This window comes from Paenibacillus sp. JT31N7 (genome assembly GCF_059692095.1).
This window is the reverse complement of record NZ_JCAUAT010000003.1, coordinates 592,596-608,483: the sequence shown is the minus strand read 5'-3', so window position 1 is coordinate 608,483 and position 15,888 is coordinate 592,596. Positions and strand designations below refer to the sequence as shown.

Genomic DNA, 15,888 nt, shown 5'->3' with positions numbered 1-15,888 from the left:
CTACTCTCGCCGCTGCTCACCTATCACTCTTTTATCCAGGCTGCTTTTAAATTCATCTCTTCTATACAATGCGATTCGTCCAGTTCCAGGTTGGAAATGGCGGGCGTGACGGGATAGGCTTCCATCGCTTCGGCCTTAAAAGGCTTGAGCAGGGGGATCAGCCGGTCTGTATCCATCGGCCCCTGCGACATCCACTCTCCGATTGAGTGCTGATTCAAAATAACCGGCATCTGGTTATGGAAGGAAGTAATCAGCGCGTTCGATTCCGTCATCAGCAGCGTACAGGTCCGAAGCTCTTTCCCTCTCGGGTCGCTCCATACATCATACAAACCGGCGATGCCGAAAACTTCACGATTCCGGGGCACCACGCGAACGGGAAAACTTTTCTTCCCTTCCGTCTTCCAATAATAAAAACCCGAGCACGGAACGATGCAGCGCTGACGCATAAAAATTTTACGGTAAGCAGGGTCCTGGTGAACCGACATCCCGTCCGCGTTAACCGCATCTCTTGCCCAAAAAGGAACGAATCCCCACCGGTATTCATCCAACACAAGCTCACCGTTTACGGAAACGATTACAGGCACATGCTGTCTGGGCGATAGGTTATACCGGGCTTTGTAAGGAAACGCTATCTTGTCCACTTGGAACCGGTTTTGAATCTCGGCTAAATCGGCCGTCAGGGAATATTGTTTGCACATGGAATTCACCATCCTTTTGTGCTTTATTGTGCCGCGGACCCAGGAAATATATTCTATTTCTCCTTCCTTTTTTAGACATTTACCGACATTTTCAGACAAAAAATTTGGTCAACCGACCTTTTTAGGGTACAATAGTCCAGAAGAATATGGGGTTCGGCGTTCCTTTGTTAATAAATAGACTTTTTCGATATGAATGGGTATTTCATCAATTAAAGTCTTATATCCACGATTTGGATTTACATGAAAAGGGACGCGTTCATAATTCCTTAATATTTTTCTTGTATAAAAGTATAGATCGAAAGGAAAGGAGCCTATTGCATGAGCATTCGATGGAAAGAATGGTATAAAAGCATGTTTGTTTGGACGATCGTGCTGCTGCTTGCCAAGATGGCACTGTTCCGGATCTTGGTCTATGACAAACTGACCCTGGACAAAATTTTAATCGACACCTTCGATGTGATGGTAGCAGCCTGTCTAATCGAGCTGTTCCGGCCCGGGCGTGTGAAAACAGCACTTTTCTGGATTTTCAACATCTTAGTCAGTTTGGCATTGCTCGCATCCGCTATCTACTTTCAAAATTTTGGAACAGTCCCCATCTACACAACGTTGAAACAGCTTCATCAAGTGGGACAAGTTTCTTCGTCCGTACGTTCGATTATGAGACCGGAAGATTTGCTGTTCTTCGCGGATATTCTCATCGTTCTGCTGTTCAAACTCGTCGTGCGTAAAAAAGCGAAGAGAAATTACGTGCCTTTCCGGCTCCCGTCACCGGTTACATACGCTCTCATGATCGTGAGCGTTCTGCTGGCCTCCACTTCCATCGCGGCCGCTTCCGGCACCAAAAACGAACTGAAAAAAGGAGAAGAACTCGGTTTCTTCGCTTATCAGGCCGTTTCTTTGTTTGACGGGCTCCGCGCCAACAGAACCAATTACGCGGACATTTCCGAGGTGAAGCAAAATCTGACGGAGCTGGAAGCCTCCTTCCCTCGCAGCGCCCCATTGGCACAAGGAGCGGCGCCTAATTATTTCGGCACGGAAAAAGGCAAAAACGTGATCGTGGTCCAACTCGAAGCGTTCCAGAACTTCCCGATCAATCTGGAAGTGAACGGTCAGACCATCACGCCGAACATGAATGAGCTGCTGAAGTCCAGCTTCTATTTCAATAACTTCTTCCAGCAGGTCGGGCAGGGCAATACATCGGACGCCGAGTTTATTTCCAATACGTCCATTTACCCGACAGCTACCGTGGCGATGTCCAGCGGCTTTAACAACCGCGAGCTGCCCGGACTGCCGAGAGCGCTTAACGCCCTCCAGTACGAAACGAATACGTTTCACGTCAATGACGTCAAATTTTGGGACCGGGACAAAATGTACCCCGCTCTCGGATTTAAACAATATTTCGATAAACCGTCTTTCACGAACGATAATTTCAATGCCTTCGGCGCATCCGACGAGGAGCTGTACCGGACCGGCATGAAACGTCTCGTTGAGCTGAACAACGAAAATCAGCCGTTCTACGCCCAGTTTATTTCGGCCTCCAGCCACCATCCGTTCAAAATACCCGCGGATAAACAGACGCTGGATCTGCCGGAGAACATCAAGGGCAAACAGCTCGGGGACTATCTGGAAGCCGTCCATTATACGGACTATGCCCTCGGAACCTTGATCGATCAGCTCAAAGAGAACGGCATGTGGGACAACACGATTCTCGTTCTGTACGGGGACCATTTCGGTCTGCAGCCGCAGGATAACGATCCGAAGATGGTCAGCGAGACGCTCGGAATCGACTACCACGAGCAGATTTCCCGCTACAATATTCCGCTCATTGTCCGTGCGCCTTCCCAGAAGGAAGGCCAGCAGATCGAAACGGCCGGCGGCCAACTGGACATTATGCCGACCATAGCCAATCTGCTCGGCATCCGGCTGGAAGAAACGGGAATTGTGCCGTTCGGGCACGACTTGCTCAACGTTACGAAGAACGTATCCGGTATCCGGTACTACCTGCCGACCGGCTCCTTCGTCAATAACGATATCTTGTTCGTTCCGGGCGAAGGCTTTGACGACGGGACTGCCGTCTCGCTCAAAACGCACAAGCCTGTGGCTGATTTCAGCCAGTACCGCAAAGATTACGACTACATCATGGACCTGATGCAGCTATCCGATGAATATGTGAAGCTGCTTCCCGTCCGCAAATAACCATCGTTAAGAATCAGGAACCGATTGTGCCGTAAAGGCCACCTGTCAAGAAGGCGACGCCCGCCCGGGCGTCGGCCTTCTTTCTTTTTTGATGGCTCGGAAGCAGCCGGGACGGGTTGGATAGAGTTGGAGAAACTTCCGTTTTGATTTGTTTGACATGTCATTTATTCCGTAGCATAATATTGACTATCGAATGTTTCACATGTGAATCATTAAACAGTGCAACGATAGGAGGCGAGAGCATGGATAGCCCGCTTTACCCCATCTATACTTCTTTTCGTGAAGTTAATCAGACGATCAAGCGTATCCTTCGCACGAATGCGGAAGCGATGGGGTTGTCCCATGTGCAATTCACGATTCTTCGGCTCCTAAAAAATTGTCCCGATACCAATGTGACGGAATTGGCCGAACGCTTGCAGCAGACAAACAGTTCGGTCAGCGTAGCCATTGAGCAGCTGGTCGGGATGGGGCTTGTCAATCGGATCCGCAGCGACGAAGACCGCCGGAACGTCAAATTAAACTTGACCGAAAGAGGTACGGAGAAGGTAAGGCTGTCAATGAACGAAGATTCGCAGCTTTATAAGCAGCTCGTACGGATCTTGGAAGTCCCGCCTCAGGAGCTTCAAAACATGTTAGACACGCATCAAAAAATTTTAGATCAGCTAAATGCCAAGGAGGAATAAAGTAAGATGGGTTACACCAGAATCGTTATCACCAACGTAGTAGTCATTATTGTTTTAATTGTCGCCGCTGTTACCGGCTATTATTTCTATAATCAGTCGACCACTTATATCAAAACCGAAAATGCGCAGATCGCCGGCCAGCAAATGCTGATTACCGCTCCTGCCACAGGCAAGCTTGAAGACTGGAAAGGCAAAGTCGGCCAAGTGTTTAAAGCCGGCGACGTGATCGGTACCGTTCAAACAGCCGGAGCTCAAGGAACTACAGCTGTGAACGTATCTATGCCGGCCGACGGCACTGTCGTACAGACGAGTGCTTATGACAACGAAACCGTAGCTCCGGGCACACCACTCGGTTATGCCTACAACATGAGCAGCCTTTTCGTAAATGCCAACATTGAAGAAACGCAGCTTAAAAACGTGAAAGCCGGCCAAACCGTCGATATCTATGTCGATGCTTTCCCGAACAATACGCTGACCGGAACCGTGAATCAGATCGGCCAGGCTACGGCCGGTACGTTCTCCATGCTTCCGCAAAGCAACAGCAACGCGAACTATTCGAAAGTCACTCAAGTTGTCCCGGTTAAAATCATGCTGACCGATAATCAAGGGGTTGCACTCGTACCCGGTATGAGCGCAGAGGTCCGCATCCATAAGTAAGGAGCGATTAAGGAATGTCTGAAACAAAAGCGTTAGTTGTCTATAAGGAGAAGGAACCCGAAGAAGACATGACGAAGCATCGTGGTACGGTGCTTCTCGTTTTAATTCTGGGTGCCTTCGTCACTATTCTTAATCAGACGCTTCTCAATGTGGCTCTGCCCCATTTGATGAATGATTTCAATGCGTCTGCGGACACCATTCAATGGCTGTCCACCGGTTACATGCTAATTAACGGGATCATTATTCCGATTTCCGCGTTCCTGATCGGTACGTTTACGACCCGGCAGCTGTTCATCTCCGCGATGATTTCCTTCACTGTCGGTAGTTTGATATGCGGCATGGCGCCGAATTTCACGATTATGATGATCGGTCGTCTCGTACAGGGCGCGGGAGCCGGTATTATTATGCCGCTCATGATGACTGTTATTCTGAACATCTATCCCCCTCAAGTAAGGGGACGTGCCATGGGTACGATCGGGATTGCCATGTTCTTTGCTCCGGCGATCGGCCCTACTTTGTCGGGCTGGATTATCGAGCACTGGACTTGGAGAATCTTGTTCTACGTCGCCATGCCGATTGCCATTCTCGATATTATTTTTGCTTTCTTTGTGCTGAAAAACGTCACGAAAGTAACGAAACCCGCATTCGACTTCCTCGGATTCGTTACGTCGACGATCGGATTCGGCTCGCTCCTGTACGGCATCAGTGAAGCCGGCAGCAAGGGCTGGGATTCCGTTCCTGTCGTCCTGACCATCCTTATCGGCGTCGTCTTTATCGCTCTGTTCATCGTGCGCGAGCTGACCGCCAAAAACCCGCTTCTGAATCTGCGGGTTTTCAAGTACAACATGTTTTCCCTTAGTACCGTCGTCAGCTGTATCGTGAACATGGCCATGTTCGGGGCATCTATCCTGGTTCCGATCTATGTCCAGAACATCCGGGGATATAGCCCGATGGAAGCAGGTCTGCTTATGCTGCCCGGCGCGCTCCTGATGGGGGTCATGTCGCCTATTTCAGGCGCCTTGTTCGACCGGTTCGGCATCAAGCCCCTCGCCTTTATCGGCCTTACCATCACGGCCATCACGACCTGGCAATTCGCTCATCTCAATGCGGATACGACGTATTCGACTCTGATGTGGCTGTACACGATCCGTATGTTCGGCATGTCGTTCATCGCGATGACGATTATGACGACCGGACTCAACCAACTGCCCAGAGAGCTGGCCAGCCACGGCACGGCGGCTTCCAATACGGCCCGCCAGATCGCCTCTTCGATCGGTACAGCCGTTCTGGTTACCATCATGACAAATCGCACAACCTATCATGTGGGCCAATATGCGAACGAACTTTCCCTGTCCAACCCGAACTACAATTCGCAGGGCCTGGACAGCATGGGCGCCGCATTTGCCCAGCAGATGGGCCAATCCCTTGCAGCAGGCAAAGCGTATGCCAGCCAGATGCTGTATGGGCTGGTTACGAAGCAGTCGACCATTCAGGGAATCAATGACGCCTTCGTGGTCGCAACAGGACTGACTATTGTCGCATTAGTTGTCTCCTTCTTCTTCCGCCGCGTCGCTCACGGCAAATCCGCCAAGAAAAAATTGGCCGAGAAGCCGGCAGAACCGATTGAATTGACGGATTCGAGAGGACAAACGGCGCGGGTATAACATCCGCGCTTTCCAATTTGATCTTGTCAGGAAAGGAAGTCAATTATGAAAATTTACGTAGTGTACGATAGCGAAAGCGGCCACACGGAAGCGCTCGCCCGCTCCGTCGCGGAAGGCGCCGCCGGTCATCCGGAGGCCGAAGTCCTCCTCCGCCACGTCAACGAGGCACAAATCAGCGAGCTGGAAGACGTGGATGCCATCATATGGGGGTGCCCGGGCCATTTCGGCACGATCAGCTCCGGACTTAAAAGCTGGATCGACAAGCTCGGCTACATGTGGGCCAAAGGCGAACTCATCGGGAAAGTCGGCGCCGCATTCTGCACGACGGCAACCGTACACGGCGGCATTGAAATGACGCTGTGGAACTTGATTACACCGATGCTCCACAACGGCATGATCATCGTCGGCCTACCGAGCAATGTACCGGAAAATGTGCTTTACGGCTCCTATTACGGCGTCGGCATCACTTGTCCGGTCGAGGCGTCCAAGGATGCTCCTCCCAACCTGCCGACGGAGTCGGATCTGGCTCTGGGACGGGCCCTGGGCAAACGGGTCGCCGATATCGCCCAAAAGTTAGCCTAAAGCGTTAAGGAAAGGATGATACCCGTTGGACTTATTTTATTTTCTGGCCATAGTGGTCATCGGCCTTCTGGTGCTCATCCCGGTTAACCTGAAGCTGTTCCGCAAGTCGGCACAAAGCCAGCGGCCGGAAAAACCGGCTGAAGAGCAAGCTTCCGGAAGCCGGGGCAACAACTTGACGGACGGCCGTGCTCCCGAAACCGCCGGTCCGCATGGAGAAGCTCCTTCCGTACAGACAGACACACCTGCCGCAGCGCCGTCGACGGACCAGGTGGACGCTTCTCTTGTCGGCACGCGTCCCGAGCGCCCGGAAGAAGAACGCGCGCCGGAACATACCGTTCCGGCGGCTTCCCAGCAGGCACGGGAAACCGGCACTGCCGGGCATACCGCTCCACCTGCGCCGTCTGCGCCGCCTGCTCCCTCTGCTCCTCCAATAGTCGAGCAGGAAGAGGCACGCTTCGCGCAGGAGGCCGAGGAAGCCCTCCCTCCGCTCGCGCGGCAGGAGGAAGAGCCTGAGCTGCCTCCGCGCAGCCAGCGGCATGCGGGCCACACGCACGGCCGCAAAGCGTCGCTGCGCGGCAGCGGCATCAGACCGGCAGCGCAGACACGGCCTGCCGAGACACCGCTGCCGGTGGACTCGCCGCATGAAGCGGCCGCACCGTCGGCAGCCAGTGCGCTTGCCGCGGCGGACGCCGACGGAAGCGGCGCTGCGGAAAGCGCGGCCGCTTCCGCCGAGGATGCGCCGCGGCTGCAGCTGCACCCGTTCGCGGACCGGAAGCGCAGCGCCGAAGCGCTGCCCACGGCCGGCGCGGACGGTGCAGCCAGCCTTCGGGCGGGCGAAGCGCCGGCGGAACGCACAGCGCCGTCTGCTCCCGCGGATCGCGCACCGGCCGGCGTCCCTGCGCCGGAACACGCCGCCGAAATGACGGCTGCGGCTCCCGCCGCACCGTCCAGAGCGGCCGATGAAGACGGCGGCGCGCATTCGGACATGGACTACCGCGACGCGCTGCGCCGCGGACTTCGTCCCGAACCGGTGCCAGAAGTCACGCCGGAACCGCGGAAGGACGAGAAATACGACGACCGGAAGTACCGGGATACACTCCGCGATATGTTCCGTGAAGCGGCGAAAAACACCGGAAACGGCGGAACGGACAACCGCAAGTAAAGCCCGCGAATCGAGCAGTCGACACGAAAAAACCCCGCACACGGAGATTTCTCCGCATGCGGGGTTTTTGCTATATGCCGATCAGACTCTAGCCGTTGGAACAACGGTTCAGTTTCCGCCGCCATACATACGGTACGCCGAATGAAGCGTCGGCCCTACGTACTGGTTCAGCGGGAACGAATGGCGAATCGCTTCGGTGATGAAAGCCTTCGCCGTATGAACGGCTTCCCTCACGGACTTGCCTTTGGCCAGCTCCGCCGTGATCGCCGCCGAATATGTGCAGCCTGCGCCGTGCGTATTCGTCGTTTCGATACGGTCGGACTCCAGCAGCTCGAACGTTTCGCCGTCGTACAGAACGTCGACCGCTTTGTCGTGCTGCAGCTTGCCGCCGCCTTTGACGAGCACATACTTGGCGCCGAGCTTCTTGATCGCCGCAGCCGCTTCCTTCATATCTTCCACGGTGCGCAGAGGAGCATGTCCGCTAAGCTGAGCCGCTTCGAACAGATTCGGCGTCACGATCGTGGAACGCGGCACCAGAACGTCGCGCAGGCTGACGGTCGTTTCGGGATGAAGCGCCTCGTCATTGCCTTTGCAGACCATAACCGGGTCGATGACGACGTTTCCGACGTTCTCGCGGTCGATAGTACGGCCTACGAGCTCGATGATTTCAACGGAGCCGAGCATGCCTGTTTTCATGGCATCCACGCCGACTCCGTGAAGAACCGTCTCCAGCTGCGGCGCGAGCACCTCGGTGGAAATCGGGAAAACCTGGTGGGCCCAGCCGTTGTGCGGGTCCATCGTGACAATCGTGGTTAGAGCGGTCATTCCGTATACGCCGCGCTCCTGGAATGTTTTCAGGTCGGCTTGAATGCCGGCTCCTCCGCTAGTGTCGGAACCCGCAATCGTTAATGCTTTGTACATAGTCTTGTCCTCCTTGCGATAAGGTCTTCGGTGTCGAATCCGGGATGCGGTTTTTAACGATCCAACTCGAAAATCGTCTACTCTCTATCCTACGGCACCGCGTGAAAATGTGCAATATGCCCGCTTGCCTACGGGAAGCGCCATCTGAGCTCGTAACAGACGCAAACGAAAAAAACCGCCTTTCGGCGGCTTTTCACCTGGCAGCATACCCTGAACGGGACGCCTTACAGCAAATTTTTAAAATCGTCCGCGGATATGCCCTCTTCCACCGCAAACTCGAAATCGTCCACATCGTAAATCTGTACCGGAATTTCCGCCTGGATGATTTTTTCCACCAGCTCGACCTGATCGGTCAGCATAGGCGCCTTTTCGTGCAGAGCGGTCAAAATCAGCTCGGTTTCCACCGGATCGAACGATTCTCCGTAATGAGCGTTGTCCACGGAATTAATAACGATGAAGGAAACCATATCGTTCACGAGAATCGGCGGGCTTTTGCGCCACGGAACGGTCAAGGCCCGTTCGATTTTTTTCTTGTTCAGCGGATCCTCGAAAAAAGTGATCAGCTCCCCGATCATCCCTTTAACATGCGCGTCCTCCTGCGGATCGGGCATAACCGGCTCCGGGCTGTCCTTCAACTCGTACAACTCGGCAACGGTGGAGTACGGCAAAATATATTCTACCGGACGCCCGGGTACCAGCAGTTGTCCATATATGGCAACCAGGACGGACTCGATAATAAAGCGTCGGCCCATCTTTTCTTCCCCCTTTGTAGATCGGCACAGCCAAAATAGTCAACTACCATCATAACACTTCCTGTAGGGTCCTTCCAGCGTTATGGGAATATTTTGTCCGCCGGGGGGTTGGCAAGGAGTAGGTTCTATTCAGGCAAGTACGGATTCGATCAGTTCCAGCTCTTCTCCGGTGAAGTCAAGGCCCGAAACAACGGCCGCATTCTCTTCGATCTGGCCCGGCCGGCTGGCGCCGATCAGCGCGGAGGTCAGGCGACCTTCTCTCAGCACCCAGGCAAGCGCCATCTGGGCCAGTGTCTGCTTGCGGTCGCCGGCGAGCTCGTTCAGTCTCCGGATTTGTTCGAGCTTCTCCGGAGTCACGTCTTTTTCCTGCAGGAAGACGGACGGTTTGGCCGCGCGGGAGTCCGCCGGGATTCCGCCCAGGTATTTGGTCGTCAGCAGGCCCTGCGCCAGAGGACAGTAGGCAATGCTGCCGACGCCGTTCTCCCGGAGCACGTCCTGCAAGCCGTTTTCGATCCACCGGTTGAACATGGAATACGACGGCTGATGAATGAGCAGCGGCGTGCCCAGCTCTTTCAGGATACGGACCGCTTCCGCCGTCTGTTCCGCCGTATAATTGGACACGCCGACATAGAGCGCTTTGCCTTGTCTGACCATCGAATCCAGCGCCATCATCGTTTCTTCGAGAGGCGTTTCGGGATCGAAGCGATGGGAATAAAATATATCCACATAATCGAGCCCCATCCGCTTCAGACTCTGATCCAGGCTGGCCGTCAGATTTTTGCGCGAGCCCCATTCCCCGTAAGGGCCTTCCCACATGAGATAACCGGCTTTCGAAGAAATGATGAGCTCATCCCGGTAGGGCGCGAGGTCCGTTTTCAGAATCCGGCCGAAATTTTCTTCCGCCGAACCCGGCGGGGGACCGTAATTGTTCGCGAGATCGAAATGGGTAATTCCCAGATCAAATGCTTTTCTGATCATCGCGCGGCTGTTTTCGTAGGAATCCGATCCGCCGAAATTGTGCCACAGTCCCAGCGAAATGACCGGAAGCTTTAAGCCGGAGCGTCCTACCCGATTGTAAACCATGGAACCGTAGCGATCCTTATCCGCCAAATAATGCATGAGTATAAGCACCTCCGAAGATGATGTTATATGGAACGGGGTTCTCCATGTTCCCAATTGAAACCGATTGCATGAAGAAAAGCGCGTGCGATAGCCATGTGACCCGGCAGGTTGGGATGAACCCGGTCCCAGGCCAGCGAAGCCGGATAGTTGTGGGCGAGCAGACGGTCTACGGCCGCTTGGGTATCCACAAACAAGGCGTCATGCTTCTCCGCAATCCGCCGTACAACCGCTCCGTATGTATCCATTGTGGCTCTCATCGGCTCCTGTTTGTCAGGCTCCAGATAAAAAGGCGTCATCAGCACGAGCCCTTTCAGCCCCCGACGCGTAGTGCGGACCAACTCTTCCAGGACCGCGGCATATTCTTCCAGATGAACATGCTTCTCCGTCATAAGCGGCGTATCGTACTGCCGCCACACATCATTGATGCCGATCATCACGGACAGCCAGTCCGGCTTCAGATCCAGCACATCGGTCTGCCAGCGCTCTTTCAGGTCGCGCACCGTATTGCCTCCCGTGCCCATATTGACGATCCGGACCGCAAGCTCCGGATAGACCGAGCGAATCAGGGCATCCGCCTGGGCCGAATATCCGCTGCCCAACGCATCGGTTCGCCCTTCTCCGACCGGCCTTGCACGGCCGCAATCGGTGATGGAATCGCCGATCATAACCAGCTTGTCGTGCTTTTCCAGTCTCATGGTGTTCCCTCCTTCATGTACAGGCTCTCTCCATTGGAATTCGCCCGCAAGTTTCATTTACCTGCCGAAGCGCTTCCTAATAAATCAGGCAAGAAATAAAAAAGCAGTTCCCTTACGGGAACTGCCTGACTTTTATCCGGCCATCAGATTTTTGGTATCCTCGGGACTGTATACCGAGATGTGGTCCACCTTGCCGGTCGATTTCGGGATAACGAATTTCAACTGATACCGGCTTCCGGCTCCGTACGTATAAATCGTGTCGCCGCCGTTGATCGTTACTTCCGCAGGCTCGCCGAGCGTCTGTTTGATATCCGCTAGAGCAAGCTGCTGCAGAGCTTTGTCATAGGAACGGACATCGAAGATCAGCATCCCTTTGTTAAAGCCGAAAGCGACTCCGCGCTTCGTATAGGTCGCATATTGGCCTTTTCCTGCGCTTTCCTGTTTGTCGGGCTTGCCCCATTTCTTCTCCACGTCGTCAATAAGTCCCGTGTGGGCGGCATATTCCACGCCCGCAATCTGACCTTTGCGCGCCAGCTCCATTATCCCTTTAACTTGCGCCGCTTTATCGGAACCGGTCGAACCCGCTTCGCCCGGCTTGGCCGACGGAGCCGGCGTTGCGCTCGGTGGCGGGCTCCCGCTCGGACTCGCGGACGGAGTCGGTACGGCGGATACGGTTGGCGCGGCCGTAGGACTGGGCACGGCTTTCGAATCCGAACCACATGCCGCCAGGGCAAGCGGCAGGGACACAACGGCTGCCATCATCAGTATGCGGCTTTTGTGCGTTACGTTTGAGTTCATGGCTTCAATCACTCCTCGGATCGTTTCAGGGAGTCTATGCTCCCCTTTCTTTTCTAGCTGCGATAGGCGGAACGAATAGTTGCCGGGTCCGCGTTACGGTTGGCCGAATCGGACTAAGGCTTGTCGGGTCGTTTCGGGTTCCGGTTCGGCCGCTTTCGCTTGCTTGCGTTTCTCCCTGCCGATTTGATCTCGGACGGGAGCTTGACTATACTAAAAGCTGGATACACCATCCAGATCCCTATGTCGAGTATACTCCAGGAGGACAACCATGATCAAACAAGCGGGCACCATTGCGGTTTATGTGAATGACCAGCAGGCATCCCTCAAATTTTGGACGGAGCAGGCCGGGTTCGCCGAAGTGGCCAACCATCCGATGGGTCCCGATGCGTCCTGGATAGAAGTAGCGCCGCCCGGCGCGCAGACGCGCCTCGTGCTTTATCCCAAGGCCATCATGCCGGGTTGGGAAGAGCAGAAGGCCGCCGTCGTTTTCGAATGCGACGATATCCAGGAAACCTACAAGGCTTTATCCGCCAAAGGCGTTCATTTTCTCGAAGCGCCCAATCAGATGCCTTGGGGAACCTATGCGCGGTTCGAGGATATCGACGGAAACGAATTTTTGCTGAAGCAGTAGGATTTCCGGAAAATCCGCCCGAACCCTCCAGCCGCACAAGAACACCCGCCCTTTACGTTACGGACGGGTGTTTTTAACTTTTCTATAAAACGGACCACGATTTCCCGCCGTCTTTGGTCTGCACGAGAACGGACCTCTTCTGATCCTTCGTTTCGAGAAGAATCCAGCCCACATTTTCGGAAATAAATTGGAGCTGGGTCAATTGGGGATATTTGCTCCACGTTCTCGACAAAATTTTGTCCTCGCTCAGCGGTGCCCACGTTTTACCTCTGTCGGTCGAATGGTAGACGATATTTTTATCCAGGTACCACCCGTCCGTTTCGCTCAGGAAAAAAGGCAGGGTGAACGCGTTGGACTCTTTGCCCGTTCCGACTTTGAAAGGCGCGTAACTCCAGTTGACGCCACCGTCGTCGGTGAACAAACCGTGGAACTGATCGGCCTCGCTGCTCGGACAGCTGAACGGAATCCAGCCTTTGCTGCGGTCCGACCCGAAGAATACCGGCTGCAGCACGTCCACAACCTCGCAGGCATCGCTGCTCCGGGCTCCGGCGATCACCTTGCTTTCCTTCCAGGTCCGCCCGCCGTCCTCGCTCCGGTACATTTTCGGCTGCCCCTTCACTTCCATGGAGAGCCAGCCTGTCCGCAGATTCTGAAAAGTCAGTCCGGTAATGGTCCCTTCCTGGGGAAGCTGGGCATCGGCGGTCCGCTGCCAGGTCGATCCTCCGTTGGAAGTGGCGTACAGGACGTGCCCGGAATCCGTCTTGGACGGGTCCGTGATGCTGAGCATCCAGCCGTTCTGCGGCGTCTGAAAATCCAGCACGACCGGATTCATCTGTTCGGGCAGTTCAACGGCTTTCCAGCTTTCTCCCCCGTTCTCCGTCTGCCAGATCGTGGTCTGTTTGCCCTCCATATCGCTGCGGACGATCCAGCCCCTCTGCTTGTCCAGGAAGGAAATCGCCTGACCGTAGCCCGGCGAAAATTTAAAATTACCGGCTGACGGCGGGGACACGTTCTGCCAAGTCTGCCCGCCGTCCAGCGTCCGGTACATGCGCAAAGACTGGTTTGTCACGCCCCAGGCGTAGCCCGTCCTCTCATCGATCAGATGAAAATCGAGCAGCCTCGTCTGAATCTGGAACTCCGAAGGAGTATCCTTCTTAGTATCCGCTCCCGGCTTTACCGTCGGCTGCGGTTCGGGAGTCACTGTCGGTTCCGGCGCCTGAGGCGCACCGGCCTCGTTGGAGCTGGTGCTCAGGCAGCCGCTTAACAATCCTGCAAGCAGCAGGCTTATCAGGAGCAGGGTGCTTCTGCGAATCATGCTGATACCTCCTAACCGGTCAAATACAACTCTTGTGTAAACCTGTTTGTATCCATTTTGCAAGCAATCGGCGCTCTCTCTATGGAAAACATCCCTATATAAAATTTCGCGGGGTTAAATACCTCACTCTATTGTAAAGAATTTTTTGCTTTCATTCCACCCCCCGGTGAATAAGGTACCTGAACTTCCCTCCGTTTCCGCCTTTCCGAAAGTTGTCCAGAGCCAACATAGTGGACCCGGCCCATGTTTTCAGCCGGGGGTCAACACTGTTTCTCTAGACCCACACGGGCATCGTCCGGTACGATAGAAGTCCAGAACTAAGCAGGGCAATGGAGGCAGCGCAAGTGGATGCATATAACGATTTAAAACAAGGCGAACGGGGTGCCTGGACATCCATTGTCGCCTATATCGCACTAACCGTGCTTAAACTCGGCATCGGATATCGGGCCGGTTCGGAGGCGCTCACGGCCGACGGTCTTAACAACGCCACGGATCTGATCGCTTCCGTGGCGGTCCTGATCGGGCTGCGGATCTCCCGCAAACCGCCCGACAGCGATCATCCTTACGGCCACTTCCGCGCCGAGACCATCGCGGCGCTCATCGCTTCCTTTATCATGTTTGCCGTCGGCATCCAGGTATTTATCCAGGCGATAAGCTCTTTCACAGGACCGGAACTGGAAGCCCCCGGCATGCTGGCCGCGTGGGTCGCTTTATTGTGCGCGGCGGTTATGTACGGGGTGTACGCGTACAATATCCGGCTTGCCCGCAGGATCAACAACAAAGCGCTGCTGGCCGCCGCTTACGACAATCGCTCGGACGCTTTCGTCAGCCTGGCCGCATTCGCGGGCATTCTCGGCGCTCGGCTCGGGCTTCCCTGGCTCGATCCCGTTGCCGCCGTCCTTGTCGCCTTCCTCATCTGCAAAACGGCCTGGGGCATTTTCATCGATGCCGCTCATGCCTTAACGGACGGCTTCGACGATCAAAAGCTGGTGCTCTATAAACAGACGATTGCCGGAACACCCGGTGTGGAAGGCATCGAAGATGTCAGAGCCCGCGTGCACGGCAATCAGGTGCTTCTCGACGTCGTGATCGTCGTGGATCATCAGCTGACCGTCGCCCAGAGCCACGATATCGCGGAGGACGTGGAGCAGCGGATGCTCCGCAAGCATAAGGTCGGTCATGTGCACGTGCACATCGAGCCGACCCGGATATGAACCGCAGACGATTTTCTCTTGAACCTGACGCTGCGTCATGTGTTATTCTCCAGGCATAGACATGAAGCAGAGGTGATCGTCGGATGTTGGATTTCATTTTACAGTACAAGTGGGCGTTCTTTATCGGAGGAGAAGCGGTTTTCTGGGGCAGCATCGCGTGTTTTCTCCTCCTTCGCTACGTTTGGAACTACCGGAAGCTAAGCAAGCTGTTTATTCTTCTGTTCCTGCTGAGCGATTTGTGGATGGCGGCAATCGGTTACCTGGATTACAGGCGGACCGGTCAATTCGAGACCTTTCAACTGGTAATCCTGATCTTTCTCGCCTATGCGCTGTTCTTCGGACGAGGCGATCTGCGCAAGCTGGATGCCTTTATCGCCAGAAAAACGGCCAAATGGCGGGGGATACCGGAAAACGAGCTTCCTTCCGCCGAGCCTAAATTAACGGGAGCCGCACATACACGCCGCGAGCTGAAAAACTTCTCCGTTCATTTCGCTCTCTATGCCGCCGTTACGGCCGTCCTGATCGTGATGTACGGAATTTTGCCTGCGGAATCACTCCCTCCCGAGCCTTCGGGTCCGCTGGCTCTCCGCCTTGTTCTGGCCGGCATCGTGAACCACGAGACTGCGGCATCCGTTTTGAAAGTATGGAGCCTCATCCTGGCCATTGACGCAGCCATTACGTTGTCGTATGTGATTTTTCCCAAAAAACCGAAAAAGACCACGATTTCCGGGTAGCGATTTGGCCGCGGCGTGGTGGTTGATAGAAGACCCGGACGTATGTCCGGACGCTCGAAAGCAG

16 protein-coding genes are annotated in these 15,888 nt (G+C 54.8%); 9 read left to right on the top strand and 7 right to left on the bottom strand.

Annotation, left to right across the window (positions count from 1 at the left end; all coding sequences use genetic code 11):
• Positions 1–23: 23 nt before the first annotated feature.
• On the bottom strand, positions 24–698 hold the full coding sequence (locus AC58P5_RS17405) for an SOS response-associated peptidase (protein WP_497388629.1): 675 nt from the start codon (positions 696–698) through the stop codon (positions 24–26).
• A gap of 318 nt (positions 699–1,016) precedes the next feature.
• On the opposite strand from AC58P5_RS17405, the gene AC58P5_RS17400 reads away from it, so the two are divergent.
• The 6 genes from AC58P5_RS17400 (at position 1,017) to AC58P5_RS17375 (ending at position 7,642) form a co-directional block, all read left to right on the top strand.
• Positions 1,017–2,894 carry an LTA synthase family protein gene (locus AC58P5_RS17400; RefSeq protein WP_497388627.1) on the top strand — a complete coding sequence of 626 codons (1,878 nt, stop codon included), beginning with the start codon at positions 1,017–1,019 and terminating at the stop codon, positions 2,892–2,894.
• A gap of 242 nt (positions 2,895–3,136) precedes the next feature.
• Positions 3,137–3,577: a MarR family winged helix-turn-helix transcriptional regulator gene (locus tag AC58P5_RS17395; protein WP_497388625.1), complete on the top strand. Its 441-nt coding sequence runs from the start codon at positions 3,137–3,139 to the stop codon at positions 3,575–3,577.
• 6 nt (positions 3,578–3,583) lie between these two features.
• Positions 3,584–4,234: a beta-barrel domain-containing protein gene (locus AC58P5_RS17390; protein WP_497388623.1), complete on the top strand. Its 651-nt coding sequence runs from the start codon at positions 3,584–3,586 to the stop codon at positions 4,232–4,234.
• Between the two features lie 14 nt (positions 4,235–4,248).
• Complete coding sequence (locus AC58P5_RS17385) at positions 4,249–5,898, top strand: DHA2 family efflux MFS transporter permease subunit (RefSeq protein WP_497388621.1); 1,650 nt, start codon at positions 4,249–4,251, stop codon at positions 5,896–5,898.
• A gap of 45 nt (positions 5,899–5,943) precedes the next feature.
• Positions 5,944–6,480 carry an NAD(P)H-dependent oxidoreductase gene (locus AC58P5_RS17380; protein ID WP_497388619.1) on the top strand — a complete coding sequence of 179 codons (537 nt, stop codon included), beginning with the start codon at positions 5,944–5,946 and terminating at the stop codon, positions 6,478–6,480.
• A 25-nt stretch (positions 6,481–6,505) separates the two neighbouring features.
• The gene (locus AC58P5_RS17375; RefSeq protein ID WP_497388617.1) at positions 6,506–7,642 is read left to right on the top strand and encodes a hypothetical protein; all 1,137 of its coding nucleotides are present in this window, start codon (positions 6,506–6,508) and stop codon (positions 7,640–7,642) included.
• A gap of 108 nt (positions 7,643–7,750) precedes the next feature.
• On the opposite strand, the gene pdxK is transcribed toward AC58P5_RS17375, so the two are convergent.
• The 5 genes from pdxK to AC58P5_RS17350 all read right to left on the bottom strand — a co-directional run bounded on the left by pdxK (position 7,751) and on the right by AC58P5_RS17350 (position 11,930).
• Positions 7,751–8,563, bottom strand: a complete 813-nt coding sequence (pdxK, locus tag AC58P5_RS17370) for a pyridoxine/pyridoxal/pyridoxamine kinase (RefSeq protein WP_497388615.1) — start codon at positions 8,561–8,563, stop codon at positions 7,751–7,753.
• A gap of 224 nt (positions 8,564–8,787) precedes the next feature.
• The gene (locus AC58P5_RS17365) at positions 8,788–9,315 is read right to left on the bottom strand and encodes an ADP-heptose synthase (RefSeq protein ID WP_497388613.1); all 528 of its coding nucleotides are present in this window, start codon (positions 9,313–9,315) and stop codon (positions 8,788–8,790) included.
• 129 nt (positions 9,316–9,444) lie between these two features.
• The gene (mgrA, locus tag AC58P5_RS17360) at positions 9,445–10,434 is read right to left on the bottom strand and encodes an L-glyceraldehyde 3-phosphate reductase (RefSeq protein WP_497388611.1); all 990 of its coding nucleotides are present in this window, start codon (positions 10,432–10,434) and stop codon (positions 9,445–9,447) included.
• Positions 10,435–10,460: 26 nt separating this feature from the next.
• Positions 10,461–11,132, bottom strand: a complete 672-nt coding sequence (locus AC58P5_RS17355) for an SGNH/GDSL hydrolase family protein (RefSeq protein ID WP_497388609.1) — start codon at positions 11,130–11,132, stop codon at positions 10,461–10,463.
• Positions 11,133–11,264: 132 nt separating this feature from the next.
• A complete protein-coding gene (locus AC58P5_RS17350) occupies positions 11,265–11,930 on the bottom strand; it encodes a YjgB family protein (RefSeq protein WP_497388607.1) in 666 nt (221 codons plus the stop codon).
• Between the two features lie 268 nt (positions 11,931–12,198).
• Here AC58P5_RS17350 and AC58P5_RS17345 point away from each other — a divergent pair, with 268 nt between their 5' ends.
• Positions 12,199–12,561 (top strand): VOC family protein, encoded by a 363-nt coding sequence (locus tag AC58P5_RS17345; RefSeq protein ID WP_497388605.1) that lies wholly within the window; start codon positions 12,199–12,201, stop codon positions 12,559–12,561.
• 82 nt (positions 12,562–12,643) lie between these two features.
• Here AC58P5_RS17345 and AC58P5_RS17340 read toward each other — a convergent pair whose 3' ends face one another.
• Positions 12,644–13,876, bottom strand: a complete 1,233-nt coding sequence (locus AC58P5_RS17340; RefSeq protein WP_497388603.1) for a VPS10 domain-containing protein — start codon at positions 13,874–13,876, stop codon at positions 12,644–12,646.
• A gap of 344 nt (positions 13,877–14,220) precedes the next feature.
• On the opposite strand from AC58P5_RS17340, the gene AC58P5_RS17335 reads away from it, so the two are divergent.
• Positions 14,221–15,090 carry a cation diffusion facilitator family transporter gene (locus tag AC58P5_RS17335; protein WP_497388602.1) on the top strand — a complete coding sequence of 290 codons (870 nt, stop codon included), beginning with the start codon at positions 14,221–14,223 and terminating at the stop codon, positions 15,088–15,090.
• Between the two features lie 83 nt (positions 15,091–15,173).
• Entirely contained in the window at positions 15,174–15,824 is a 651-nt protein-coding gene (locus AC58P5_RS17330; protein WP_497388601.1) for a hypothetical protein, read from the top strand.
• Positions 15,825–15,888 lie beyond the last annotated feature (64 nt).